This window comes from Streptomyces sp. BBFR25 (assembly GCF_044590125.1).
Lineage (GTDB): Bacteria > Actinomycetota > Actinomycetes > Streptomycetales > Streptomycetaceae > Streptomyces > Streptomyces canus_D.
Window position 1 is genome coordinate 4,190,133 of the sequence record NZ_CP172447.1, and the last position, 25,108, is coordinate 4,215,240.

The following is a 25,108-nucleotide window of genomic DNA, read 5'->3' on the forward strand; positions in this document are numbered from 1 at the left end:
CATGCCTCGCATAACGGACGGTAGCGCAGCGGGCGTAACAGGCCCTTCGGCCCTGGGCCCCCTTCCGTACGACCGTACGATGGGGGGTGGTCCAGTGCCGTACTAGGAGGATGACCGTGGCGGATGAGCTCACCCCGGAGAACCCGGAGACCCCGGAGACCCCGGACGAGTCCGAAGAGCCGATCAAGCAGCGCAAGAACGGCCTGTACCCGGGCGTGTCCGACGAGCTGGCCGAGAACATGCAGTCCGGCTGGGCCGACACGGAGCTGCGCGACCTGGAGCCGATCCCCCAGGCCGCCGAGACCGCCGCGCGCCGTGCCGCCCTGTCCGCCCGCTTCCCCGGCGAGCGCCTGGTGATCCCCGCGGGCAACCTCAAGACCCGCTCCAACGACACGGAGTACTCCTTCCGCGCCTCGGTCGAGTACACGTACCTGACCGGCAACCAGACCGAGGACGGCGTCCTGGTCCTGGAGCCCAAGGGCGACGGCCACACCGCGACGATCTACCTCCTGCCGCGCTCGGACCGGGAGAACGGCGAGTTCTGGCTGAGCGGGCAGGGCGAGCTGTGGGTGGGCCGCCGCCACTCCCTCACCGAGGCCGAAAAGCTGTACGGCATCCCCGCCTCCGACGTCCGCGAGCTGGCCGGCAGCCTGCGCGAGGCCACCGGCCCGGTGCGCGTCGTGCGCGGCTACGACGCCGGCATCGAGGCGTCCCTGACCGACAAGGTCACCGCCGAGCGCGACGAGGAACTGCGCGTCTTCCTCTCCGAGGCCCGCCTGGTCAAGGACGAGTTCGAGATCGGCGAGCTGCAGAAGGCCGTCGACTCCACCGTGCGCGGCTTCGAGGACGTCGTGAAGGTCCTCGACAAGGCCGAGGCGACCAGCGAGCGCTACATCGAGGGCACCTTCTTCCTCCGCGCGCGCGTCGAGGGCAACGACGTCGGCTACGGCACCATCGCCGCCGCCGGCCCGCACGCCTGCACCCTGCACTGGGTCCGCAACGACGGCCCGGTCCGCTCCGGCGACCTGCTGCTGCTCGACGCGGGCGTGGAGACGCACACGTACTACACCGCCGACGTGACGCGCACGCTGCCGGTCAACGGCACGTACAGCGAGTTGCAGAAGAAGATCTACGACGCCGTGTACGACGCCCAGGAGGCCGGGATCGCGGCGGTGAAGCCCGGCGCCAAGTACCGCGACTTCCACGACGCCGCCCAGCGCGTGCTGACCGAGCGGCTGGTGGAGTGGGGCCTGGTCGAGGGCCCGGTCGAGCGGGTCCTCGAGCTGGGCCTGCAGCGCCGCTGGACGCTGCACGGCACCGGTCACATGCTCGGCCTGGACGTCCACGACTGCGCCGCCGCGCGCGTGGAGTCCTACGTCGACGGCACGCTGGAGCCCGGCATGGTGCTCACCGTGGAGCCCGGCCTGTACTTCCAGGCCGACGACCTCACCGTGCCCGAGGAGTACCGGGGCATCGGCGTGCGCATCGAGGACGACATCCTCGTCACCGCCGACGGCAACCGGAACCTGTCCGCCGGGCTGCCGCGCCGGTCGGACGAGGTCGAGGAGTGGATGGCCGCGCTGAAGGGCTGACCCCGCCTGCCGTACGTCGGCCGGGCGCCCGTGCGGGTGCCCGGCCGTCGGCGTGCTCGGACCCGGCCGTCACACCGCCGCCAGCGGGGCGTTCTCACGCCACTTGAGGATCTTGTCGAAGCTCACGACGGCACCGGCCCGCCCCGGCGTACTGCCGATGTGGACATGGTCGGCGAGCTCCCGGATGAGACACAGTCCGCGGCCGCTCTCCGCCTCCGGGCCCGCCGGGCGGGCGACGCCGTGCGGCCCGCCCGGAGCGGCGGCGGGAAACCCGGGGCCCGTGTCGGCGACCTCGATGCGGCAGCGCTCGCCGTCCAGGTAGGCCGTGACGCGGTACGCCTCGCCGGGGCCGCCGGACCCGTCGTCCCCGCCGTGCTCGACCGCGTTGGCGCAGGCCTCGCTCAGCGCGACGGAGAGGTCGAAGGAGATGTCCGGGTCGACGCCCGCGGTCTCCATGGTGCCGATCAGCAGGCGGCGGGCCAGGGGGACGCTCGCAGCCTCGCGCCGCAAATGGAGTGACCACCAGATGCTCATGCTCCAGCCTCCCGGCCGCGGCTCGACATACCGATACGTATTGCCCCTCACACCCGGGCGTAAGCGCGCCGCGCCCGTGACACCGCTCATCTGGCGGATGCGTCGCCCTCGTCGGCCGGTGTATGCGGGGCGACTCGTACCAGAGGGTGACCTTCCGCCCTGTTCCTCGCCTTCCGGTCGTACGGCATCTTGTGGACCTGCCGTACGGCGCCCGGGCCGTGAGTGCGATGATGAGCCCGCCATGACTGCCCCCCACCCGCCAACGGCGCGCTCCGGGAACGACCTCCGGGTCCTGCGGGCCGCGGTGTTCGCCGCGGTCTGCGTCGTGCTGGCCGCGGCGGGGCACACCCTCGCCTCCTGCGCCACCGTTCCGCTGTGGTCGCTGGGCGCGGGCTTCCTCGGGGCGGTCCTGGTCGCCGTGCCGCTCGCCGGCCGCCGGCGCTCGCTGCCCGGCATCGCGACGCTGCTGACCGTCGGACAGACCGCGCTGCACGCCGTGTTCGGGCTGGGCCAGCACGGCACCGCCGCGGCCACGGCATCCGGTACGGCCGCCGCGTCCGGCGGTGGGGCGGGCGCGCTCTCCGACGCCTCCCTGGTCCAGCAGGCCGCACGGCTGGTCTGCGGGACCACCGCGGCGGCGATCAGCCCGGCCCAGGCCGAGCGGATCCTCACCGACGCGCGGGTCGCCCCGGCCGACCCCGCCGGCGCGGCGCACCACTCGGCCGACGCGCTGGCCACCGCCGGTACCTCCGCCTCGCTGCTGCCGTCGCTGCCGATGCTGCTCGGTCACCTCCTCGCGGGCCTGGCCGCCGGCTGGCTGCTGCGGCGCGGGGACCTCGCGCTGGCCCGGCTCGTCGAACTGTCGGCGCACTCGGCCCAGTCCATGGCCGAGGCGGCCTTCGTACGCGCCCTGCGCGCGGCGCTCTCGCTGGTGCGCGCCCTGCACGCCGGACTGGCCGGCGCCCCCGGCACGGGTCCGCGTCCGCCGCACACCGCGATGCGGGTGCCGCCGCGGCCCCGTACCACCGCCCTCCAGCACACGGTCATCAGGCGCGGCCCGCCGAGTGACGCGTTCGCCCTCGCCGCCTGACACGACGCGACCGTCATCCCGCTTCGGGAGGGGCCGCCGTCGTGCGGCACACACGCGCGCGTGCGCGCACCCCTCCTGTCACTCGGCACCGGCTGCTCTGCACCGGTGTCCCCACGAAGCGGAGTACTCCGTCCATGAAGGCTTCCCGTATCGCCGCCGCCGGCGCCGTGTCCGGCCTCGCCGTCCTCGCCCTGTCCGCCCCCGCCTTCGCGCACGTCAGCGTGCAGCCGGAGGGCACGGCCGCCAAGGGCGGCTACGCGGTCGTCGACTTCAAGGTCCCCAACGAGCGTGACAACGCCTCCACCACCAAGCTGGAGGTCAGCTTCCCGACCGACCACCCGCTGGCGTCCGTCATGCCGCAGCCGGTCCCGGGCTGGAAGGCCGAGGTCACCAAGGCCAAGCCGGCCAAGCCGCTGGAGTCGCACGGCAAGCAGATCACCGAGGTGGTCACCAAGGTGACCTGGACCGCCGACGGCAAGGGTGTCGAGCCCGGCTACTTCCAGAAGTTCCCGGTCTCCATCGGCGCGCTGCCCGAGGACGCCGACCAGTTGGTGTTCAAGGCGATCCAGACGTACTCCAACAAGGAGGTCGTGCGCTGGATCGAGGTGCCGCAGGAGGGCCAGGAGGAGCCCGAGACCCCGGCGCCCGTGCTCCAGCTGGCCGCCGCCGAGGACGACGCCCACGGCGCGTCGGGCTCATCGGACGCGAAGGCCGACGACACCGAGGCGGCCGCGCGGAACACCGCCGCCGACGCCTCCTCGTCGGACTCCGGCTCCGGCGACGGCAGCGACACCACCGCCCGGGTCCTCGGCATCGTCGGCATCGTCGTCGGTGCGGCGGGCGTCGGCTACGGCGTGCTGGCCGGCCGTCGGCGCGACTCCGGCGCGACGGCGTAACGACGCCGCGCCGGTGCGTCGGCAGCACCTCGCCGGCGCATCCTCTCGTCCGGTGCGCGCCGGACCGTCCGTCGGATTCTCCGACGGGCCCCGGCGCGCACCGGAGCACCTCACATCTGGGACATTTTTCTATGCGCAAGAAGACGTTCGCCACGGCCGCCCTGCTCGCCGCCGCCGCTCTGACGCTGTCCGCCTGCGGCAGCGGCGCCGACAGCGACAAGCCCGTGACCGTGGTCTCCGAGGACAACAGCCGACAGGCCGCCACCGTCCTCGACAAGCCCTTCGAGAAGCCCGACCTGGTCCTCACCGACACCCAGGGCAAGAAGTACGACCTCCGCGAGCAGACCGCCGGCAGGCCCACGCTGGTCTACTTCGGCTACACCCACTGCCCCGACGTCTGCCCGCTGACGATGAACAACATCGCCGTGGCCAAGAAGCAGCTCCCCCAGGCGGAACAGGACAAGCTCCGCGTGGTGTTCGTCAGCACCGATCCCGAGCGCGACACCCCGGCCGCGCTCGGCAAGTGGCTCAAGGGCATCGACGCGCAGATCGTCGGCCTCACCGGCGACTTCGACACCATCCAGGCGGGCGCCCGCACCCTCGGCATCTCGATCGACCCGCCGACCAAGGACAAGGACGGCAAGATCGTCTCGACCCACGGCACCCAGGTCGTCGCCTTCTCCCCGAAGTCCGACGCGGGCTACGTCCTGTACGGCGAGGACGCCACGGTCGACGACTACACCAAGGACCTCCCCAAGCTCATCAAGGGACAGAACCCGTGAGGCGGCCCGCGGGAGGGCCCGTGCGGCGGCCCACGGGAGGACCCGTGCGGCGCCGCCCCGTGCTCGCCGCCGCCGTCGCGGTGATCGGCGCCCTGGCCCTCGCGGGCTGCGGTGACTCGGACTCCGACTCGGACTCCGCGGCCTCCGGCGCCGAACTCTCCGTCGGGGCCGCCTACATACCGCAGCCCGTCTCCGACTCGATGGCGGCCGGGTTCCTCACGATCACCAACGAGGGCGACGCCGCGGACGAACTGACCTCCGTCACCAGCGAGACCGGCGAGGTCACCGTGCACGAGACCGTCGACGGGACCATGAAGGAGGTCGACCGCCTCGAGGTCCCCGCGCACGGTCAACTCGTGTTCAAGAGCGGCGGGAACCACCTGATGTTCGAGAAGCTGAAGCAGCAGCCGAAGCAGGGACAGTCCGTCGCCGTCGAACTGCACTTCGCGCACTCCGACCCCGTCACGGTCAAGCTGCCCGTGAAGGCGGCCACGTACCAGCCCACCACCGGACACTCCGGGCACTCCGAAGACTCCGGACACTGAGGGAGGGACCACCTTGACGCAGACCATCGCCCCGCGCCTGCGGACCCTGGTGCTGCTGCTCCTGGCCGCGGCCTGCGCGCTGCTGGCCGCCGCAGGACCGGCCTCCGCGCACGCCGCGCTCACCGGCAGCGACCCCCGGGAGGGGGCGGTGGTCGACAAGGCTCCGGCCCAGGTGTCGCTCACCTTCTCCGAGTCGGTCTCCATGGACGACGACTCATTGCGCGTCCTCGACCCCAAGGGCAAACGCGTCGACGACGGCAAGCCGTCCGGCACCGGCGGCACGACGTACTCCGTGAAACTGCACGCCGGGCTGCCCGACGGCACCTACACGGTGACCTACCAGGTCGTCTCCGCCGACAGCCACCCCGTCTCCGGTGCCTACACCTTCTCCGTCGGCGCCCCCTCCGACACCTCGGTCAGCGTCTCCGCACAGGGGGCGGGCGGCGGATTCGTCGGCGGGTTGTACGGCGTCGGACGGTACGTGTCGTACGCCGGATTCGCCGTCCTGGTGGGCGGCGCCGCCTTCGTGCTCGCCTGCTGGCCGCGCGGCTCCGGGGTGCGCGTCGTACAGCGGTTCGTCGTCTCCGGCTGGCTCGCGCTGACCGCCGCCACCCTCCTGCTCCTCCTGCTGCGCGGCTCCTACACCGGTTCCGGGAAGGTCGCCGACGTCTTCGACCTGGGCCTGCTCGGCGAGGTGCTGCAGACCAAGGCCGGTGCCGCGCTGGTCTCCCGGCTGTTGCTGCTGGCGGCGGCCGCGCTGTTCGTCGCCGTGCTCTTCGGCGCGTACGACAAACGGGAGGACGAGGAGAAGCGGGACCTCACCTTCGGGCTCGCGGTCGGCGGGAGCGTCGTGGCGGCGGGCCTCGCGGCGACCTGGGCGATGTCCGAGCACGCCTCCGTCGGCCTCCAGGCGGGCCTCGCCATGCCGGTCGACGTCGTCCACCTGATCGCCGTCGCCACCTGGCTCGGCGGGCTCACCGCGCTGCTCGTCGCCCTGTACCGGGGCCCGGCGGACACACCGGTCCCCGCCCTCGCCGTGCGCCGGTTCTCGCGTATCGCCTTTGGCAGCGTGATCGCGCTGGTGGTGACCGGCACCTACCAGTCCTGGCGCCAGCTCGGCTCCTGGACGGCCTTCACCGACACCCGGTACGGACAGCTGCTCCTCGTCAAGATCGGGCTGGTGGCGGTGCTCGTCGGCGTCGCCTACTTCTCGCGCCGGTGGACGGCACAGCTGGCGGAGGCGGCACCCGCCGTCGCCGGGGCCGCGCGGGGCGCGGGGAAGGCGTCCGGGAGCGCCACCGTGCAGGCGGCCTCCAAGACGGCCGGGAAGGCGTCCGGGAGGGTGTCCGGGAACACGTCCGCGACGAGCTCCGGGAAGGAGACGGGCTCCGGGAGCGCGAAGGTCGCCGAGAAGGCGTCCGGCACGGCGAAGGACTCCGGTGGCTCCGGGCGAGCCGCCCAGCTCGCCCGGCAGCGCGCGGCCGTGGACGCCGCCCGGCAGAAGCGGCAGCGGGACGCCGACCCGAACCGCTTCGGACTGCGCCGCTCCGTGCTCGCCGAGGCCGCTGTCGCCGTCGTCCTGCTCGTGGTGACCACCGTCCTGACCCAGACCGAACCGGGCCGCACCGAGGAGGAGGCCAAGGCCGCGGGCACGTCCTCCGCCACCGGTTCCGCGCCCTCCACCGGAGCGGTGACGCTGGACCTGCCCTTCGACACCGGCAGCCAGAACGGCAAGGGCGTCATACGGGTGGAGCTCGATCCGGCCCGGGTCGGCGCCAACGACATGCACGTCTACGTCGAGCGCCCGGACGGGACCGCCTTCGACATCCCCGAGGTGAAGGTGGCCCTCACCCAGAAGGCACAGGACATCGGGCCCCTGCCCGTCGTCCCGGACCACATCACCACCGGCCACTGGTCGGCGAGCGGAGTACAGGTGCCGATGGCGGGCGACTGGGAAGTCGCCGTCACCGTGCGCACCTCCGACATCGACCAGGTCACCGTCTCCAAGAACGCGCAGATCGGCTGAACCGCACCATGGCTGACCAGTCCATCCCTCAGGCCCGGGACCGCGAGGCGACCCACGGGAAGTCCGGCGGCAGGCCCGGCGGCAACACCGGACCGACCGGGCCACTCGGCCCGGGGAGCACCGAGACCGCCCAGAACGCCGAGAGCACCACCGCTCCCGGCGGCGTCTCCCGACGGCGGCTGCTCGGCACCGCCGGAGCCACCGGGCTCGTCCTCGGCGCGGCGGGCGCCGCCGCGGGCTACGCCGCCGCGCCCTCCTCCGCCGCGACTCCCCTCACCTCGCTCGGCAGCGGGCGGGCGATGTTTCACGGGAAACATCAGCCCGGCATCACCACCCCCGTGCAGGCCCGCGGCCACCTCATCGCCTTCGACCTCGCGGCCGGAGCCGGCCGCAGGGAGGCCGCCGCGCTGCTGCGTCGCTGGTCCGACACGGCCCGGCGGCTGATGGCGGGCGAACCGGCTGGAAGCCGTGACACGGATGTGGCCCGGGACGCCGGGCCCTCCTCCCTGACCGTCACCTTCGGATTCGGGCACAGCTTCTTCGGCCGGACCGGCCTCGACAAGCAGCGCCCGGTCGCCCTCGATCCGCTCCCCGACTTCTCCTCCGACCACCTCGACAAGAACCGCAGCAACGGCGACCTGTGGGTGCAGATCGGCGCCGACGACGCGCTGGTGGCCTTCCACGCCCTGCGCGCGATCCAGCGGGACGCCGGGACGGCCGCCCGTGTCCGCTGGCAGATGAACGGCTTCAACCGTTCGCCCGGCGCCACCGCCCACCCCATGACGACCCGCAACCTCATGGGCCAGGTCGACGGCACCCGCAACCCCAAGCCCGCCGAGGCCGACTTCGACCAGCGGATCTTCGTGCCCGAGGAGCCCGAGTCCGGGAGGGGCGCTCCGGCCTGGATGGCGAACGGCTCCTACGTCGTCGTACGCCGCATCCGCATGCTCCTCGACGACTGGGAGAAGCTGTCGCTCAAGGCCCAGGAGGACGTCATCGGGCGCCGCAAGTCCGACGGGGCGCCGCTGTCCGGAGGGAGCGACGCCACCGAGACGACGGAGATGGACCTGGAGAAGACGGACGGCTCCGGAAAGCTCGTCGTTCCGATCAACGCCCACGCCCGCATCACCCGGCCCGACCAGAACGGCGGCGCGGCCATGGTCCGCCGGCCCTTCTCGTACCACGACGGCTTCGACGCCGACGGCGTCCCGGACGCCGGGCTGCTCTTCATCTGCTGGCAGGCCGATCCGCTGCGCGGCTTCGTGCCCGTGCAGCGCAAGCTGGACCGGGGCGACGCGCTGTCGCAGTTCATCCGGCACGAGGCGAGCGGCCTGTTCGCGGTCCCGGGCGGGGCGTCCGAGGGAGAGTACGTGGGGCAGCGGCTGCTGGAGGGGTGAATCCGCGACGCGTCACCCCCGGGAGGGGCTCGGGCGGGACGCGTGGGGCCGCGTGTTCCCGGGCCCATTAGGGTGAGTACATGCCAGCCAGTTACGCGTATCTCGGCCCTGAAGGCACCTTCACCGAAGTCGCCCTGCGCACCCTCCCGGAGACGGCGACCCGGGAACTGGTCCCCTACGTCTCCGTGCAGTCCGCGCTCGACGCGGTGCGCGGCGGCGAGGCCGAGGCCGCGTTCGTGCCGATCGAGAACTCCGTCGAGGGCGGCATCACCACCACCCTCGACGAGCTGGTCGCCGGTCAGCCGCTGATGATCTACCGCGAGGTGCTGCTGTCCATCACCTTCGCGCTGCTGGTCCGCCCCGGCACCAAGCTGTCGGACATCAAGACGGTCACCGCCCACCCGGCCGCGCAGCCCCAGGTCCGCAACTGGCTCAAGGCGCATCTCCCGGACGTCGCCTGGGAATCGGCCGCCTCCAACGCGGACGGCGCCCGCCTGGTGCAGGAGGGGCGGTACGACGCCGCCTTCGCCGGTGAGTTCGCCGCGGAACGCTACGGCCTGGAGGTGCTGGAGGCCGACATCCACGACGCGGAGAACGCCCAGACGCGGTTCGTGCTGGTGGGCCGCCCGGCGCGGCCCGCGGCACCGACCGGGGCGGACAAGACGTCGGTCGTGCTCTGGCAGCGCGACGACCACCCCGGCGGCCTGCGCGATCTGCTGGGCGAGTTCGCCACCCGGGGCATCAACCTGATGCTGCTGCAGTCCCGCCCCACGGGTGCCGGTATCGGCAACTACTGCTTCTGCATCGACGCCGAGGGACACATCTCCGACCGCCGGGTGGCCGACGCGTTGATGGGGCTGAAGCGGACCTGCCTCCAGGTGCGCTATCTGGGGTCGTACCCGCGCGCGGGGGTCGGGACCGCGGACGTGGACGCGCTGCGGCCGGGCACCTCGGACGAGGCGTTCGTGGCGGCGGCTGACTGGGTGGCGCGCTGCCAGGACGGCCGGTTCTGACCGTCGGACCATCTGCTGATTTTCGTTTCTCGTTGTCCACAGAAGTTATCCACAGGTCCGCTTCTCGACCTGGGGACAAGTCGACAACGTAGGGGGATTTGGTCGACAAATCCCCCTACGGCGTCTCACTTCACCCACAGAGGTCCAGGTCACCCTTCGTCCACCTGTTTCTTGCACCCCATTCTCCGGAGTGACACCGGGTGCCCCGTTTCCACTCGAAAGTGGGGACGTGGAGGGTTTGGACAGCTCGACTCCACGAATTAGGAATGATCACTTCCGTGCATCCACAGATCTTTCGCACACCCTGTGGATAACTTTCCCGGACTGTGGATTCCTGTGGACAGTCAGGCCCCAAGTCCCGTTCTCCACAAGGAGATCCGGTCAACCCGACGCCCACGCGGCGCCTCCTTCCGGGGAGGCCGCAACGCTTCATTGACCCGTCGAACGGGACGTGCGAGCCGCGTACGGCAATAGTGGGTCGAGAGCCGACACCACGCACCGGTAGCCTTGACCGCGTGATTGACCTTCGCCTGCTCCGTGAGGACCCCGACCGTGTGCGCGCCTCGCAGCGCGCCCGTGGAGAGGACGTCGCGCTCGTCGACTCCCTCCTGTCCGCCGACGAACGGCGCAGGTCGTCCGGCGTCCGTTTCGACGAGCTGCGCGCCGAGCAGAAGGGCCTCGGCAAGCTGATCGGCAAGGCCACCGGAGACGAGAAGGCCGAGCTCCTCAAGCGGGCCGAGCAGCTCAAGACCGACGTCAGGGCCGCCGACACCGAGCGCGACGCGGCCGACACCGAGACCCAGGAGCTGCTCCAGCGCCTCGGCAACCTCGTCCACCCCGACGTGCCCGTCGGCGGCGAGGAGGACTTCGTCACGCTGGAGACGCACGGCACCCACCGCGACTTCGCCGCCGAGGGCTTCGAGCCCAAGGACCACCTGGAGCTGGGCCAGCTGCTCGGCGCCATCGACGTGGAGCGCGGCGCCAAGGTCTCCGGCTCGCGTTTCTACTTCCTGACCGGCGTGGGCGCCCTCCTGGAGCTGGCCCTGGTCAACGCGGCGATCGCGCAGGCCACGGCGGCCGGCTTCACACCGATGCTGACCCCGGCGCTGGTGCGCCCGCAGTCGATGGCCGGCACCGGCTTCCTCGGCCAGGCCGCGCAGGACGTCTACCACCTCGACAAGGACGACCTGTACCTGGTCGGCACGTCCGAGGTGCCGCTCGCCGCGTACCACATGGACGAGATCCTGGACGCCGAGCGCCTGCCGCTGCGCTACGCCGGCTTCTCGCCCTGCTTCCGCCGCGAGGCGGGCTCGCACGGCAAGGACACCCGGGGCATCTTCCGCGTGCACCAGTTCGACAAGGTCGAGATGTTCTCCTATGTCCTGCCCGAGGACTCGCAGGCCGAGCACCAGCGCCTGCTGGAGTGGGAGAAGCAGTGGCTGACGTCGCTGGAGCTGCCGTTCCGGGTGATCGACGTGGCCTCGGCCGACCTGGGCTCCTCGGCCGCGCGCAAGTACGACTGCGAGGCGTGGATCCCGACCCAGGGCAAGTACCGCGAGCTGACCTCGACCTCGGACTGCACCGAGTTCCAGTCCCGCCGGCTGTCGATCCGCGTGCGCGAGGGCAAGAAGGTCCGTCCGCTGGCCACGCTCAACGGCACGCTGTGCGCCGTTCCGCGCACGATCGTGGCGATCCTGGAGAACCACCAGCAGGCCGACGGTTCGGTCCGCGTGCCCGAGGTGCTGCGCCCCTACCTGGGCGGCCGGGAGGTCCTGGAACCGGTGGCCAAGTGACTGACACCGGCACCGCCACGGTCCCCGGCACCGGACCCGCCGGGGGCTTCCCCTACCGGCTGATCGCGACCGACCTCGACGGCACGCTGCTGCGCGGCGACGACACGGTCTCGCAGCGCACCCGTGACGCGCTCGCCGCGGCCACCGCCGCGGGCGCCGCCCACATCGTGGTCACCGGGCGGGCGGTGCCGTGGACCCGGCACATCCTCGACGACCTCGGCTACGACGGGCTGGCCGTCTGCGGCCAGGGCGCGCAGGTCTACCACGCCGGGGAGCACCGGCTGCTGACCTCCGTCACCCTGGACCGGCAGCTGGCCGGGGTGGCGCTGGCCAAGATCGAGGCGGAGACCGGCCCGCTGTACCTGGCGGCGAGCCGGGACGGCCTGGAGGGCGACGTGCTGGTCGGCCCTGGCTACGCGGTCGGGGGCGACCTGCCGGCCGTGCCCTTCACCGACGCCTCGGACCTGTGGTCGGCGCCGCTGAACAAGATCTACATCCAGCATCCGAGCCTGTCCGACGACGAGCTGGCCGAGGCCGCCCGACGCGCCGCGGGCGGCTTCGTCACGGTCGTCATGGCGGGCGCGGGCGTCGTCGAGCTGCTGCCACTGGGGCTGTCCAAGGCCACGGGCCTGTCGCTGGCGGCCCGCCGGCTCGGTCTGAAGGCGGCGGACACCATCGCCTTCGGCGACATGCCCAACGACATCCCGATGTTCGGCTGGGCGGCCCGGGGCGTGGCCATGGCCAACGCCCACGTGGAGCTGAAGGCGGTGGCCGACGAGGTGACGTCCTCCAACGACGAGGACGGCATCGCGGTGGTACTGGAGCGGCTGGCGGCCTGATGCCGCCCCGGCGCTCTCCGGCGTAGCCCCCCGGCGGCCCCCGCGGCACACGGTCCGGACGGCGCCGGCGTCCCCGTCGGTCGGCCCACGCGAGGTATCCCGCGTGCTCGAAGCGGCCTCCCGATGCGCCGTCGCCGTCCGTCCTCGTGCATCCCCCACAGTGCCGTCACCGGAAGCCGGGCGCCACCGATTAAAAGGGGACGTAGGCCGCGTTACCGACGGGTCGTGGTCACTCCTCCCCGGCGAGCGTCAGCGACCGCAGCTTCTGGCCGGCGTACCAGGTGGCGAGCACGGTCACCGCGGCGAGCAGCACCGTCGCGGTCGGCAGGCCGACGTCGGAGGTCACCAGGTTCCCGTCGGCGACCTTCTGGGCCACCGCCAGCGACCACTGCTGGACGCTCAGCGTGCGGGCGCCCGGCACCAGGGAGCCGAACAGCGCCTCCCAGACCAGGGCGTAGACGAGCCCGAAGACCACCGCGTGCCGGGACACGGTGCCCAGCAGCAGGAACAGCGCGGCGTAGGCGATGGACGCGACCAGCGCGGCGATCGTGTAGGCGACGGCGATCTGCTGGCCGTTGCCGTTGAGGAGCAGACCGGCGAGCAGCGTGGGCACGGCGGAGAAGACCATCGTCACGGCTATGGCGACGATCAGCTTGGTGAAGATGATCGTCGGCCGCTTGATCGGCTTGGACAGCAGGTACACCACCGAGCCGTCGTCGATCTCGGGGCCGATGGCACCCGTGCCGGCGATGACGCCGATGATCGGAACCATGGTGGCGAGGGCGAACCCGCCCAGCACGTCCGCGGTGGTCTGGTCGTCCGCTCCGGCGAGCGCGCGCACCGCGACGGCGATGACGAGCAGCAGCAGGGGGAGTGCGCCCAGGATGAGGGCCCGGCGGCGGCCGAGCAGAGCCCGGTAGGTGAGCCGGGCGACTGTGGGGTCGTACATTGTTCGGCCTCCTACGCCGCGACGAGATACGAGAAGACGGACTCGAGGGACTCGTCGGACGGCGAGACCGTGAGCAGCCGGATGCCGTGGTCGCGGGCGACCTTGGGCAGCAGGGCCGTGAACCGGCCGAAGTCGACGGCCTGGATGCGCAGGGCGCCCTCGGCGAGGTCGACCTCGATGCCGGACGTCGACGGATCGGCGATCAGCGCCGCCGCGAGGGCCCGGTCGTCGCTGGAACGCACCAGGTAGCGGTGGGGCCGGTCGGTCATCAGGCGGCGGATCTTGCGGAAGTCGCCGCTGGCCGCGTGGCGTCCGGCGACGATGACCTCGATGTGCCAGGCGAGCTGTTCGACCTCTTCGAGGATGTGCGAGGAGAACAGCACGGTGCGGCCCTCGTCGCCCATGCGCCGCAGCAGGTCCATCAGCTGCATGCGCTGGCGGGGGTCCATGCCGTTGAACGGCTCGTCGAGCAGGAGCAGCGACGGCTGGTGGACGAGGGCGGAGGCCATCTTCACCCGCTGGCGCATGCCCTTGGAGTACGTGGCGATCTTGCGGTCCTGGGCGTAGGCCATCTGCACGGTGGCCAGGGCCTCGTCGGCCGCCTTGGCGCCCAGGCCGTGCAGTTCGGCGTTGGCGAGGACGAACTCGCGGCCGGTGAGGAAGTCGTACATCGCCTCCCGCTCGGGGACGATGCCGATGTGCTTGTAGATGCCCTCGTTGCGCCAGACCGGCTGGCCGTCGAGGGTGACGCTGCCGGTGGAGGGGGCGAGGAAGCCGCCCATCATGTTGATGAGGGTGGACTTTCCCGCGCCGTTCGGGCCGAGCAGGCCGGTGACGCCGGGGCCGATCGTCATGGTGATGTCGTTGACGGCGACCACGTTGCCGAACCAGCGGGAGACGTGGTCGATGTTCAGCGTGGTCACAGTCCCACCTTCTTGTAGCGGCGCATCAGCAGGCCGTAGCACCCGGCGATCAGGCCGAGGGTGACGAGGACGTAGACGGCGCCCACACCGTTGCTCGGGCCGACCCCGCCGGGGAAGGCCGAGGTGGCGCCCAGGAAGGCCGAGGAGACTCCGTCGATCAGGGTGATCGGCGAGAACAGGCCGATCCACGTGACGGCCCCGGAGCTGCTCTGGACGTCCGCGATGGCCTGGAGCGTGGAGACCGCGCCGTAGGTGATGGTCAGGACGGCGATGACGGCGGCGATGCCGAAGCCGCGGCGCGGGGTGACCGAGGCGACGACCAGGCCGAGACCGGCGAAGAGCAGGGAGAGCAGTGCCACGGAGACCAGTCCCTGGGCGAACCCCTTGGTCTGGTCCGCGAAGTCGAGTTTGGCGAGCAGCGCGCCCACGTAGAGCACCAGCAGCGGTGCGGCGGTGAGGATGAAGAGGGCGGAGGCCAGCGACGCGTACTTGGCGCGGACGTAGTCGGCGGTCTCGATCGGCCGGGAGAAGTACAGCGGCACGGTCTTGAAGCGCAGGTCCCGCGAGACGGACTGGGGGGCCTGCGAGGCGACGTAGAGGCTGATGACGGCCTGGAGGACGATCGCGTAGCGCGTGTAGTCCACGGGCAGGTCGTTGGCCTTGGTGGCGACGGCGACCGCGACCATGATGGCCGCCGGGAGGCACATCACCACGAACAGCAGCATCGGCAGCACCTTGGACTTGGCCGAGCGGCCGAGGCCGTAGGCACCGCGCAGGGACTGCGAGTACAGCGAGCGGCGGGCGTAGGCGCGGCCGAGGCGGGGGCCGTCGTAGCTGCGGTAGCCGATGTTGTGGATGCGGGTCTGGTCGCCCGGGACCGTGGCTGTGGGCTGTTCAGCTGCCATGGCCGACCGCCTCCTTCCGTGCTGCGTCGCTGTCGGTGAAGACCTCCGAGATGTGGTGCCGGCGCTGCTCCATGCGGACCAGGCCGAGGCCGAGGTCGGCTATGACGTCGCGGACCAGGTCGTAGGTCTCCTCGCCCGCCGCGGTGAGCAGCAGGACGTGGCCGGCGCCGGGCAGGCCGCTGCCGTCCTGGACGGTGACCCCGCGCGCGTCGAGCGCCTCGCGCACCGCGCGGGTGCCGTCGGGGTGTTCGTCGGTGTCGGTGACCTCGATCGCGAGGGTCGTGGTGGTCTGGGTGAAGTCCGTGGTGGAGCTGGAGCGCAGCAGCTTGCCGCCGTCCACGACGACGACGTGGTCGCAGGTCCGCTCCAGCTCGCCCAGCAGGTGCGAGGTGACCAGGACGGAGATGCCGAAGTCGGTGTGGATGCGCCGGATGAGGCCGAGCATCTCGTCGCGGCCGACCGGGTCCAGGCCGTTGGTCGGCTCGTCGAGGAAGACCAGCTGGGGGTCGTGGACGAGGGCCTGCGCGAGCTTGACGCGCTGCTTCATGCCCGTCGAGTAGCCGCCGATGGGGCGGTAGCGCTCCTCGTACAGGCCGACGTGGCGCAGGGTGTCGGCCGTGCGCTCGCGGGCGGCGGTGGGCGGCAGGCCCGACATGCGTGCCATGTGGACGACGAACTCGGTGGCCGAGACGTCGGGTGGCAGGCAGTCGTGCTCCGGCATGTAGCCGACCCGCTCGCGGATGTCGGCGCCCTTGGTGGCGACATCGAGTCCGAGCACTTCGGCCCGGCCCTCGGTGGCGGGAGACAGACCCAGCAGGATCTTGATCAGGGTGGATTTGCCGGCGCCGTTGGCACCGACGAGTCCGGTCACACCGGGTCCGACGTCCACGGAGAGCCGGTCGAGCGCGGTCACCCGGGGGAACCGCTTGCTCAGGCTTTCGGTCGCGATCACAGTCACGTCAATGACACTAGTGACGCCCGCCTCTGCGGTCGTCAGACCGCAGAGCCGTCTTGACGTCAGACTCGAGTAGTACGGGCCCGTAGGGGATGCCGTACCTGAGAGCCACGGCGTGGCCTTTCGGGGCCGCGCGGGCCGCCCGGCGAACCACCCTATTGACGTTGGGTCTAACAACTGGGAGATTCGGCGGCGTCACGTTACGGGCGAGTAGCACGGTCGGTACGGACCGGACCGCGCCGGGACGGCGGAACGGGGGTGGCACGGCATGGGCGGCACGACGACGGCGGTGGCCGGGCTCCGCACGGAACTGCGGGGCTTCCGGGAGGTGCAGCGTCTCGCCTACGCGTGCGCCGAGGCCGTGGCCGCCCGGCTGGAGCCGGGCGTGACCGAGCGGGACGCGGCCCGCATGCAGCGCGAGTGGCTGCGGGCGCGGGGCGTGCGGGACTGGTTCCACCTGCCCTTCGCCTGGTTCGGCGACCGCACGGCGTTCACGGGCTTCCGCATCCCGTTGCAGTTCTTCCCCACGGGCCGCCGGCTGGAGCCGGGGATGCCGTTCATCCTGGACATGGCCCCGGTGCATCGCGGTTTCACCGCCGACATCGGCTACTCCGGAGCCCTCGGCCCCAACCCGGTCCAGCACCGGCTGGCGGCCGACCTGGCCGCGCACCGCGAGCTGATCCTGCGCGAGGTGCGCGAACGCAGACCGCTGCGGGAGATCTACGAGGACGTGGACCGGCTCATGGTCCGCCAGGGCTGTGCCAACCGGCACCGCGCCTATCCCTTCGGTGTCATCGCCCACAAGGTGGACCGGGTGCGGGAACGGCGGCTGTCCCCGCGCCTGTTCGGCTTCGGCACCCAGTCGCTCAAGGGCCTGGCGAGCGACGCGCTGCACGGCCACCGCGAGGGCTGGTCGCCGCTGTGGTCGCCGTACCGCTTCTCCGACCACCCGCCCCGCCCGGGGCTGTGGGCGGTCGAACCCCACCTCGGTTTCCGGGGTACGGGCGCGAAGTTCGAGGAGATCCTGGTCGTGACCGACTCCGCGGATCCCGAGGAGAGCGCCTTCTGGCTGGACGACGATCTGCCGCACGTGCGGCGCTGGGCGGAGGAGACATGACGGTGCTGGACGGTGCGCGGGAGTGCTGGGTGCGCTCGGGCGGGGTCGAGCTGTGCGTGGCCGAGCTGGGCGATCCGCGGCAGCCCACGGTCGTCCTGGTGCACGGCTACCCGGACAGCAAGGAGGTCTGGTCCGAGGTCGCCGCCCGCCTGGCCGGCGCCTTCCACGTCGTCCTCTACGACGTCCGCGGCCACGGCCGGTCCACCGCGCCGAGCCCGCTGCGGGGCGGGTTCACGCTGGAGAAGCTGACGGACGACTTCCTGGCCGTGGCCGACGCGGTCAGCCCGGGCCGCCCCGTGCACCTGGTGGGCCACGACTGGGGCTCGGTGCAGTCCTGGGAGTTCGTCACGGTCCAGCGCACCGAGGGCCGCATCGCCTCCTTCACCTCGATGTCCGGGCCTTCCCTGGACCACTTCGGGCACTGGATCAACAAGCGCCTCAGGCGGCCCACCCCGCGCCGGGTCGGACAGCTCCTCGGCCAGGGCGCCAAGTCCTGGTACGTCTATCTGCTGCACACCCCCGTCCTCCCGGAGCTGGCCTGGCGCGGGCCCCTCGGCAAGCGCTGGCCGGGCATCCTGGAGCGCGTCGAGAAGGTGCCCGGCGGCGACTACCCGACGGCCTCCCTCCCGTCGGACGCGGCCCACGGGGCGTGGCTGTACCGGGACAACGTGCGGCCCCGGCTGCGCAAGCCGCGCGAGGACGCCTACGCGCACGTGCCCGTGCAGCTGATCACGCCCCTTGGCGACGCGTTCCTGTCGGAGCGGCTCTACGACGGGCTGGAGCTGTGGGCGCCGCAGCTCACCCGTCGCACCCTGCCCGCCAAGCACTGGGTGCCGCGCACCCGGCCGGACCGGCTGGCGGACTGGATCACGGAGTTCGTCACCGCCACCGAGGACGGCCGCTCCGGAACCGGCGCGAAGGGCAAGCACGCCGACCGCTTCGGCGGGCAGCTGGTCCTGATCACCGGTGCGGGCAACGGCATCGGGCGGGCGACGGCGTTCGCCTTCGCCGAGGCCGGCGCGCGCGTGGTGGCCGTCGACCGGGACGCCGAGGCCGCCGCCCGGACCGCGGAGCTGTCCCGGCTGATCGGCGCGCCGGCCGCCTGGGCGGAGACCGTCGACGTCTCCGACGAGCAGGCCATGGAGAAGCTGGCGGCCAGGGTCGCCGCCGAGTACGGCGTGGTGGACGTACTCGTGAACAACGCCGGGATCGGCCTGTCGGGCTCCTTCTTCGACACCACGCCGCAGGACTGGAAGAAGGTCCTCGACGTCAACCTCTGGGGCGTGATCCACGGCTGCCGTCTGTTCGGCCGGCAGATGGCCGAGCGCGGGCAGGGCGGTCACATCGTCAACACCGCCTCCGCGGCGGCCTTCCAGCCCTCCAGGGCGCTGCCCGCCTACGGCACCTCCAAGGCGGCCGTGCTGATGCTGAGCGAGTGCCTGCGCGCCGAGCTGGCCGGTCAGGGGATCGGTGTCACGGCGATCTGCCCCGGTCTGGTCAACACCAACATCACCGCCACCGCGCACTTCGCGGGGGTGGACGCCGAGGAGGAGAGGCGCCGGCAGCGGCGCACCGCACGGTTGTACGGGGCGCGCAACTACCCGCCGGAGAAGGTGGCGGACGCCGTCCTGGAGGCGGTCGTGCACAACCGGGCGGTGGTCCCGGTCACGCCCGAGGCACGCGGTGCTCACCTCATGTCCCGGTTCGCGCCACGAGTGCTGCGGCGCCTCGCCCGGGTGAAGCCGCCTCTGTAGTTTCCACAGAGATCCCCAATCAGCCTGTGGATAACCGGACTTGACTGTGGATCAAACCTCGGCGACAAAATCGATCGCGTGACGCGCGTCTCACTAGGCAGGCTGGGGCCATGCAACAGGAACGCTCGGTGAAGGTGTCCAAGTATCTGTCGAAGCACCTGCGCCACCAGCCGGAGAGGATCGGGCTCACGCTCGACGAGGGCGGCTGGGCCGAGATCGACACGCTGATCGCCGCGGCGGCCGCGCACGGCTTCCGCTTCACCCGCGAAGAGCTCGACCACGTGGTCGCCACCAACGACAAGCGGCGCTTCGCGGTGGAGGGCACCCGCATCCGGGCCAGCCAGGGCCACAGTGTCGACGTGGATCTCCAGCTGCCCTCGGCGGCCCCGCCGCCGTACCTCTACCACGGGACCGTGGCCCGGCGTCTGGAGGCCATTCGCGCCGAGGGCCTGCGGCCGATGAACCGGCACGCCGTGCACCTCTCGCCGGACCGCGAGACCGCGACCCGGGTCGGGGCACGCCGTGGCCGGCCGGTCGTGCTCCCGGTCGATGCCGCCGCCATGCACCGCGACGGCCACGTCTTCCACGTCAGCGCGAACGGGGTCTGGCTGACGCAGCACGTGCCGTCCCGCTATCTGCGCTTTCCCGCTCCGCACTGACCCCGCATGATCGAGGGCATGGAGCACCTGCCCACCACCCAGTCCGCCGTCACCGCCCTCCGCGCCATCGCCGGGGAGTACGAGGTGGAGATCGAGGTCACCGACGACATCGGCGCCGACCAGACCTCCCGAGGCACGGCCGCGGGCGTGGGGGTGACCACCGACGCCGACGGTTCCCTCCCGCACGAGGCGTTCGTCGAGTTCGGCGGCGTTCCCCGGGTGAGCGTCCGCCTCTTCCATGAGGGCGATGCCCTGATCACCGTCGAGAACGTGGAGTTCCCCGATGTCGACCGCGACGACGTGCCCGCGTTCCTGCGCTCCGTCTTCGGTGGTCTCGCCTACGTCCACGGGCGTCGCTTCCCGCCCGGATACCGCCTGATCGTGCCGCTGCCGGGCGACCGCGCCCACAAGGAGCACGTGTCGATGCTGCTCCTCACACCGTGGCTGAGCAGTCGCGTACGGTGACGCCGCACGCTGTTTCACGTGAAACCGACGACCGCCGCATAGGCTCGGAGACATGAGTCTGCGCCTGAGCACCGTGATCCTTCCGTACCGCCGCTGGCACGAAGGCGGCCGTTCGACCTGGACGCGCGCCGAGCAGCTCGGCTTCCACACCGCGTACACCTACGACCACCTCTCCTGGCGCACCTTCCGGGACGGACCGTGGTTCGGTGCCGTGCCGACCCTCACGGCCGCCGCGGCCGTGACCGAGCGGCTGCGTCTGGGCACCCTGGTCACCTCGCCGAACTTCCGGCACCCGGTGACGCTCGCCAAGGAGCTGATCTCCCTCGACGACATCTCCGGCGGGCGGATCACCCTCGGCATAGGAGCGGGCGGCACCGGCTTCGACGCCACGGCGCTGGGCCAAGAGCCGTGGACGCCGCGCGAGCGGGCGGACCGGCTCGGCGAGTTCCTCCCGTTGCTCGACCGGCTGCTGACCGAGGACGCCGTGTCCTACGAGGGCGACTTCTACTCGGCGCACGAGGCGCGCAACATCCCGGGCTGTGTACAGCGGCCCCGGCTGCCCTTCGCGGTGGCCGCGACCGGCCCACGGGGTATGGCGCTCGCCGCCCGGCACGGTCAGGCATGGGTGACCACCGGCGACCCGAAACTGTTCGAGAACGGCACCCCCGAGCAGTCGGACCGGGCGCTGCGGCAGCAGGGCGACCGGCTGGCCGACGCCTGTGCCGCGATCGGCCGCGATGTGGGTGAGCTGGACCGGGTCCTGCTCACCGGCTTCACACCGGAGCGCAGTCGCCCGCTGGAGTCCGTGGACGCGTTCGTGGACTTCGCCGGACGCCACCGCGACCTGGGCTTCACCGAGGTGGTCGTCCACTGGCCGATCCCCGACTCGGACTTCGCCGCGGACGAGAAGGTCTTCGAGCGGATCGCCATGGAGGCACTGGCCCAGCTGAAGGAGTGAGGGCGTGGAATCGAGCGGCCCCGGGGAGCCGCGCAGGAGAGCCGTAGCTCACAGATGTGCGGACCCCCGCACGGGCGTGCACGCATATGCGTGACAATGACCGGGTGACCTCAGCGACCCGACAGTCCGAGCCCCCGGCCGCCGCCACCCGCCCGCGGCTCATCGCCACCGACCTCGACGGCACCCTGCTGCGCGACGACAAGTCGGTCTCCCCGCGCACGGTCGCCGCGCTGGCCGCCGCGGAGCAGGCGGGCATCGAGGTTTTCTTCGTCACGGGCCGCCCCGCCCGCTGGATGGACGTCGTCAGCGCCCATGTCCACGGGCACGGCCTCGCCATCTGCGGCAACGGCGCCGCCGTGGTCGACCTGCACGGCGGCCCCGGCAGGCACCGGTTCGTGAAGGTCCGCGAACTGCCCCCGCAGAACGCGCTGGACGCCGTACGGCTGCTGCGGGAGGCGGCGCCCGGCACGGTCTACGCGGTCGAGCAGACGTACGGCTTCCATCAGGAACCTGCCTACCCGAAACTGCACATGGAGGTCCCCGACGACCTCCTGCCCGCCGAGGAGATCCTGGCGCCGGGCGGTCGCGCCGCCACCGAGCCCGTCCTCAAGATCCTGGCCTTCCATCCGGAGCTGGACCCCGACGGCTTCCTCACCCTGGCCCGTCTCGCCATCGGCGACCGCGCCAACGTCACCCGGTCCAGCCCCAGCGCCCTGCTGGAGATCAGCGGCCCCGACGTCTCCAAGGCCAGCACGCTCGCCCTGTGCTGCGCCGAGCGCGGCATCTCGCACGAGGAGGTCGTCGCCTTCGGAGACATGCCGAACGACGTCGAGATGCTCACGTGGGCGGGACAGTCGTACGCCATGGGCAACGCGCACCCGGACGTGATCGCCGCCGCCTCGGGGCGGACGGTCGCCAACAACGACGACGGGGTGGCCGTCGTGATCGAGCGGATGCTGGACCTGCCCTGACGTCCGCCGCCGGGCGCCTGGCCGCGCGGCACGTCCGACGCCGTCACAGCGGCACCCCGCGCTGCGACAGCCACGGCACCGGGTCCAGCGCCGAGCCCATCTCCGGGGTGACCCTTACCTCGAAGTGCAGGTGGGGTCCGGTGGAGTTGCCCGTGCTGCCGGACTGACCGATCCACTGGCCGGGCTCGACCCGGTCGCCCTGGTCGACGGCGACGGCGGCGAGGTGGGCGTACTGCGTGTAGTAGCCGCCCGCGTGCTCGATGACGATCTGGATGCCGAAGGCCCCGCCGCAGGACACCTTCAGGACCCGGCCCGAGCCGACCGAGCGCACCGCTGTCCCGACCGGCACCGCGAAGTCCTGGCCGGTGTGCCGGTTCGCCCACCTCGATCCGCCGCTGCCGAAGGACGCCGACAGTTCGTACGCCTCGACCGGGGCCGTCCAGTCCGGGCCGGCCGGCACGTCCGGCTGGTCGAGGCGGACCGCGCCGGGGCACGACCCGGCCGTGACGGAGGAGTCCGCCTGTCCCTCCAGCCGCGACCGCGCCACCTCCAGCTTGCTCGCGATCTTCTTCTTCAGCTTCGCCAGATCGGCGTTGCGCTTCTCCAGCGCCTGCCAGGCCGCCTGCGCCTTGGCTTCCTCGGCGGCGAGCCGGGCCTCCGCCCGCAGGTGCTTGCCGATCGCCCTGTCCACGGCGAGATGCGCGCGGGAGACGGTCCGCTGACCGCGCATCAACTCGTCGGGGTCGTCGGCGAGGAGCATCCGCGCGGTGAGCGGGAGTCCGCCGCCGTCGCGGTACTGGGCACGGGCGATGCGGCCCAGGCCCTCCTGCATGGCGTCGATCGTCCGACGTTGCCCGTCGAGCCGCCGCTCGTACTCCAGGGCCTTCGACCGCTGCGCCTCGGCCGCTCGCCGCCCGTCCTCGTACCGGCGGGTCGCCTTCGCCGCGTCCTCGTACAGTCGAGCCACCTGCGGCCCGAGACCGGCGCCGGGTCCGCCGTCCCCGTCCGTGCCGTCGGTGGGGCGGGCCGCCAGCACGGCGAGCGCGCACAGCAACACCGGAACGAGCGACGAGCGTCGGCGGGATGAGCGCATGTCAGCGATCGTGGACCAGCACGCGCCCCGCGGTCCCGTTCAGGTCGTACGAGTGGGGGAACCGTTGCTGCACACGGCTCAGTGCGGCTGCTGCACACGGGGCAACACGGCGAGGGCGGCGTTCAGTACGGCGCTTCCCACAGCACCGTCGTGCCACCGCCGTCCGCCCCGATGCCCGGCCCGAGCCGACTGGCGCCGCCCACCGACTCGGCGCGGCGCTCCAGGTTGCGCAGACCGCTGCGCCGACCGCCCTCGGGAACACCGACACCGTCGTCCGCGACGCTCAGACGCACACCCGGCCGACCGTCCGGCAGGGTCGCCGTCGCGTCCACGACCACCTCGATCCGGCCGGCGTGGGCGTGCCGGAAGGCGTTGGAGAGGGTCTCGCGCAGCGCGGCGATGAGGTTCTTGCCGGTCAGGTCGCCGACGGCGGTGTCGACCGGGCCGACGAAGCGGTGCGAGGGCGTGAAGCCCAGCGGGACGGCGGCCAGGGTGATCTCGCGCAGTACGCGGGTGCGCAGCCCCGTGGGCGCCTCGGCCGGCTGCTGGAGCGCGAAGATCGCCGACCGGATCTCCTGGATCGTGACGTCGAGTTCGTCGACGGCTCCGCCGACCCCGTCGCGCACCTCGGGCACGGCCGACCTGCGCTGGGCGCTCTCCAGCATCATCCCCGTCGCGAAGAGCCGCTGGATGACGAGATCGTGCAGGTCCCGGGCGATCCGGTCCCGGTCCTCGTACACGGCGAGCCGCTCCCGGTCGCGCTGGGCCTCGGCCATGGTGAGCGCCAGCGCCGCTTGCGAGGCGAACCGGTCGCCGAGGGCACGCTCGGTCCGGGTGAACGGGCGTTCGCCCCGGGCGCGGGGCATGACGAGGCATCCGAGGACCTTCCCGTCCCCGCACAGCGGCAACAGCATGACCGGCCCGTAGGAACGCACCGGCCCGTCGTCGAGGCGGGGGTCGGTGGCGGCGTCGTCCACGAACACGGGCTGTCCGGCGAGCAGTTCCGCGACGATGCCGTTCCCCGGCGGGATGACCGCGCCGAGCGCGTTCGTGGGACGCGGCGCGTCGACGGCCACGATCTCCAGGCCGCCCCCGTCGGCCGGCAGCAGCACGATCCCGGCGGCCGCCCCGGAGAGGCGGCGGGCCTGCTCGGCGACGATCTGCAGGGCGTCGTCGGTGTCGCCCCCGGCCAGCAGGGCGGTGGTGACGGCGACCGATCCGTCGATCCACCGCTCCCGCTGCTGGGCCGCCTCGTACAGTCGCGCGTTGCCGATGGCGATACCGGCCTCCGTGGCCAGGACCCGGACCATCGCGAGGTCGTAGTCGTTGAAGGGCTCCCCCGCGTGCTTGTCGGTCAGGTAGAGGTTGCCGAAGATCTCGCCCTGCACACGGATGGGGACGCCCAGGAAGCTGCTCATCGGCGGGTGGTGCTCGGGAAAGCCGCACGAGCGCGGGTCCTCGGTCAGGTCGGTCAGCCGGACCGGTTCGGGATCGCGGACGAGCGCGCCGAGCAGGCCCTTGTGGCCGTCCGGGAGGTGGCCGACACGGTGGACGGTCGCCTCGTCGACGCCGAAGTGCACGAAGTCGGCAAGGCCCTCGCCGTCCTCGTCGACGACACCGATGGCCGCGTACCGGGCGTGGGCCAGGTCGGCGGCCGTCTCGCAGATGCGGTTCAGCGTGGCGTGCAGTCCCAGTCCGCTGCCGACGGAGCGCATCGCGTCCAGCAGCTTCGGCACCCGGGACAGCAGCTCGGCCGAGGTCCCCGCACGGGGCGGCGGGGAGCCGGGGGACGGGGCTGGGGACATGACCCGAGCCTAATGAGACCTTTTTGTTCAGGAAAGTCGGATTACCG

At 72.1% G+C, this 25,108-nt stretch carries 23 protein-coding genes; 16 read left to right on the forward strand and 7 right to left on the reverse strand.

Annotated features, from left to right (window positions below; genetic code table 11):
• Positions 1-116 precede the first annotated feature (116 nt).
• Complete coding sequence (locus tag ACGH52_RS19070; RefSeq protein ID WP_399940921.1) at positions 117-1,592, forward strand: aminopeptidase P family protein; 1,476 nt, start codon at positions 117-119, stop codon at positions 1,590-1,592.
• Positions 1,593-1,661: 69 nt separating this feature from the next.
• Here the strand turns inward: ACGH52_RS19070 and ACGH52_RS19075 are convergent, their stop codons facing one another.
• On the reverse strand, positions 1,662-2,126 hold the full coding sequence (locus tag ACGH52_RS19075) for an ATP-binding protein (protein ID WP_076975274.1): 465 nt from the start codon (positions 2,124-2,126) through the stop codon (positions 1,662-1,664).
• 241 nt (positions 2,127-2,367) lie between these two features.
• On the opposite strand from ACGH52_RS19075, the gene ACGH52_RS19080 reads away from it, so the two are divergent.
• The 9 genes from ACGH52_RS19080 to ACGH52_RS19120 all read left to right on the forward strand — a co-directional run bounded on the left by ACGH52_RS19080 (position 2,368) and on the right by ACGH52_RS19120 (position 12,507).
• Positions 2,368-3,216 (forward strand): hypothetical protein, encoded by an 849-nt coding sequence (locus tag ACGH52_RS19080; protein WP_399940924.1) that lies wholly within the window; start codon positions 2,368-2,370, stop codon positions 3,214-3,216.
• 134 nt (positions 3,217-3,350) lie between these two features.
• Positions 3,351-4,112, forward strand: a complete 762-nt coding sequence (locus ACGH52_RS19085) for a YcnI family protein (protein WP_121702557.1) — start codon at positions 3,351-3,353, stop codon at positions 4,110-4,112.
• A 131-nt stretch (positions 4,113-4,243) separates the two neighbouring features.
• Positions 4,244-4,894, forward strand: coding sequence for an SCO family protein (locus ACGH52_RS19090; RefSeq protein WP_076975271.1), 651 nt, complete (start codon positions 4,244-4,246; stop codon positions 4,892-4,894).
• Positions 4,895-4,938: 44 nt separating this feature from the next.
• Complete coding sequence (locus ACGH52_RS19095; RefSeq protein WP_399940928.1) at positions 4,939-5,439, forward strand: copper chaperone PCu(A)C; 501 nt, start codon at positions 4,939-4,941, stop codon at positions 5,437-5,439.
• A gap of 13 nt (positions 5,440-5,452) precedes the next feature.
• Positions 5,453-7,465, forward strand: coding sequence for a copper resistance CopC/CopD family protein (locus ACGH52_RS19100; protein ID WP_399940931.1), 2,013 nt, complete (start codon positions 5,453-5,455; stop codon positions 7,463-7,465).
• A gap of 8 nt (positions 7,466-7,473) precedes the next feature.
• A complete protein-coding gene (gene efeB / locus ACGH52_RS19105; protein ID WP_399940934.1) occupies positions 7,474-8,862 on the forward strand; it encodes an iron uptake transporter deferrochelatase/peroxidase subunit in 1,389 nt (462 codons plus the stop codon).
• Between the two features lie 80 nt (positions 8,863-8,942).
• Positions 8,943-9,875 carry a prephenate dehydratase gene (gene pheA / locus ACGH52_RS19110; protein WP_076975267.1) on the forward strand — a complete coding sequence of 311 codons (933 nt, stop codon included), beginning with the start codon at positions 8,943-8,945 and terminating at the stop codon, positions 9,873-9,875.
• Positions 9,876-10,390: 515 nt separating this feature from the next.
• On the forward strand, positions 10,391-11,668 hold the full coding sequence (gene serS, locus ACGH52_RS19115) for a serine--tRNA ligase (RefSeq protein WP_076975266.1): 1,278 nt from the start codon (positions 10,391-10,393) through the stop codon (positions 11,666-11,668).
• Complete coding sequence (locus ACGH52_RS19120) at positions 11,665-12,507, forward strand: HAD family hydrolase (protein WP_076975265.1); 843 nt, start codon at positions 11,665-11,667, stop codon at positions 12,505-12,507. The genes serS and ACGH52_RS19120 overlap by 4 nt, the downstream gene beginning before the upstream one ends.
• 229 nt (positions 12,508-12,736) lie before the next feature.
• On the opposite strand, the gene ACGH52_RS19125 is transcribed toward ACGH52_RS19120, so the two are convergent.
• From ACGH52_RS19125 to ACGH52_RS19140, 4 genes are read right to left on the reverse strand one after another with little or no spacing between them, the layout of a single operon-like run.
• Positions 12,737-13,456 (reverse strand): ABC transporter permease subunit, encoded by a 720-nt coding sequence (locus ACGH52_RS19125; RefSeq protein WP_076975264.1) that lies wholly within the window; start codon positions 13,454-13,456, stop codon positions 12,737-12,739.
• Between the two features lie 11 nt (positions 13,457-13,467).
• Positions 13,468-14,379: an ABC transporter ATP-binding protein gene (locus tag ACGH52_RS19130; protein WP_076975263.1), complete on the reverse strand. Its 912-nt coding sequence runs from the start codon at positions 14,377-14,379 to the stop codon at positions 13,468-13,470.
• The gene (locus tag ACGH52_RS19135; protein ID WP_076975262.1) at positions 14,376-15,284 is read right to left on the reverse strand and encodes a hypothetical protein; all 909 of its coding nucleotides are present in this window, start codon (positions 15,282-15,284) and stop codon (positions 14,376-14,378) included. Before ACGH52_RS19135 ends, ACGH52_RS19130 begins: the two co-directional genes overlap by 4 nt.
• Positions 15,274-16,236: an ABC transporter ATP-binding protein gene (locus tag ACGH52_RS19140; protein ID WP_076975261.1), complete on the reverse strand. Its 963-nt coding sequence runs from the start codon at positions 16,234-16,236 to the stop codon at positions 15,274-15,276. The genes ACGH52_RS19135 and ACGH52_RS19140 overlap by 11 nt, the downstream gene beginning before the upstream one ends.
• A gap of 271 nt (positions 16,237-16,507) precedes the next feature.
• Here ACGH52_RS19140 and ACGH52_RS19145 point away from each other — a divergent pair, with 271 nt between their 5' ends.
• The 6 genes from ACGH52_RS19145 to ACGH52_RS19170 all read left to right on the forward strand — a co-directional run bounded on the left by ACGH52_RS19145 (position 16,508) and on the right by ACGH52_RS19170 (position 22,163).
• Positions 16,508-17,356, forward strand: a complete 849-nt coding sequence (locus tag ACGH52_RS19145) for a M24 family metallopeptidase (protein WP_076975260.1) — start codon at positions 16,508-16,510, stop codon at positions 17,354-17,356.
• Positions 17,353-19,110, forward strand: coding sequence for an SDR family oxidoreductase (locus tag ACGH52_RS19150; protein ID WP_399940940.1), 1,758 nt, complete (start codon positions 17,353-17,355; stop codon positions 19,108-19,110). The genes ACGH52_RS19145 and ACGH52_RS19150 overlap by 4 nt, the downstream gene beginning before the upstream one ends.
• A 110-nt stretch (positions 19,111-19,220) precedes the next feature.
• Positions 19,221-19,769: an RNA 2'-phosphotransferase gene (locus ACGH52_RS19155; RefSeq protein ID WP_399940943.1), complete on the forward strand. Its 549-nt coding sequence runs from the start codon at positions 19,221-19,223 to the stop codon at positions 19,767-19,769.
• Between the two features lie 6 nt (positions 19,770-19,775).
• Positions 19,776-20,234, forward strand: coding sequence for a hypothetical protein (locus ACGH52_RS19160; protein ID WP_121702549.1), 459 nt, complete (start codon positions 19,776-19,778; stop codon positions 20,232-20,234).
• A gap of 52 nt (positions 20,235-20,286) precedes the next feature.
• Positions 20,287-21,192 carry an LLM class flavin-dependent oxidoreductase gene (locus ACGH52_RS19165; RefSeq protein ID WP_121702548.1) on the forward strand — a complete coding sequence of 302 codons (906 nt, stop codon included), beginning with the start codon at positions 20,287-20,289 and terminating at the stop codon, positions 21,190-21,192.
• Positions 21,193-21,278: 86 nt separating this feature from the next.
• Positions 21,279-22,163 carry an HAD family hydrolase gene (locus ACGH52_RS19170; protein ID WP_210975146.1) on the forward strand — a complete coding sequence of 295 codons (885 nt, stop codon included), beginning with the start codon at positions 21,279-21,281 and terminating at the stop codon, positions 22,161-22,163.
• 43 nt (positions 22,164-22,206) lie between these two features.
• Here the strand turns inward: ACGH52_RS19170 and ACGH52_RS19175 are convergent, their stop codons facing one another.
• Both ACGH52_RS19175 and ACGH52_RS19180 read right to left on the reverse strand, forming a co-directional pair.
• Complete coding sequence (locus tag ACGH52_RS19175; RefSeq protein ID WP_121702546.1) at positions 22,207-23,256, reverse strand: M23 family metallopeptidase; 1,050 nt, start codon at positions 23,254-23,256, stop codon at positions 22,207-22,209.
• A 122-nt stretch (positions 23,257-23,378) separates the two neighbouring features.
• Complete coding sequence (locus ACGH52_RS19180) at positions 23,379-25,061, reverse strand: GAF domain-containing sensor histidine kinase (RefSeq protein WP_399940947.1); 1,683 nt, start codon at positions 25,059-25,061, stop codon at positions 23,379-23,381.
• Positions 25,062-25,108 lie beyond the last annotated feature (47 nt).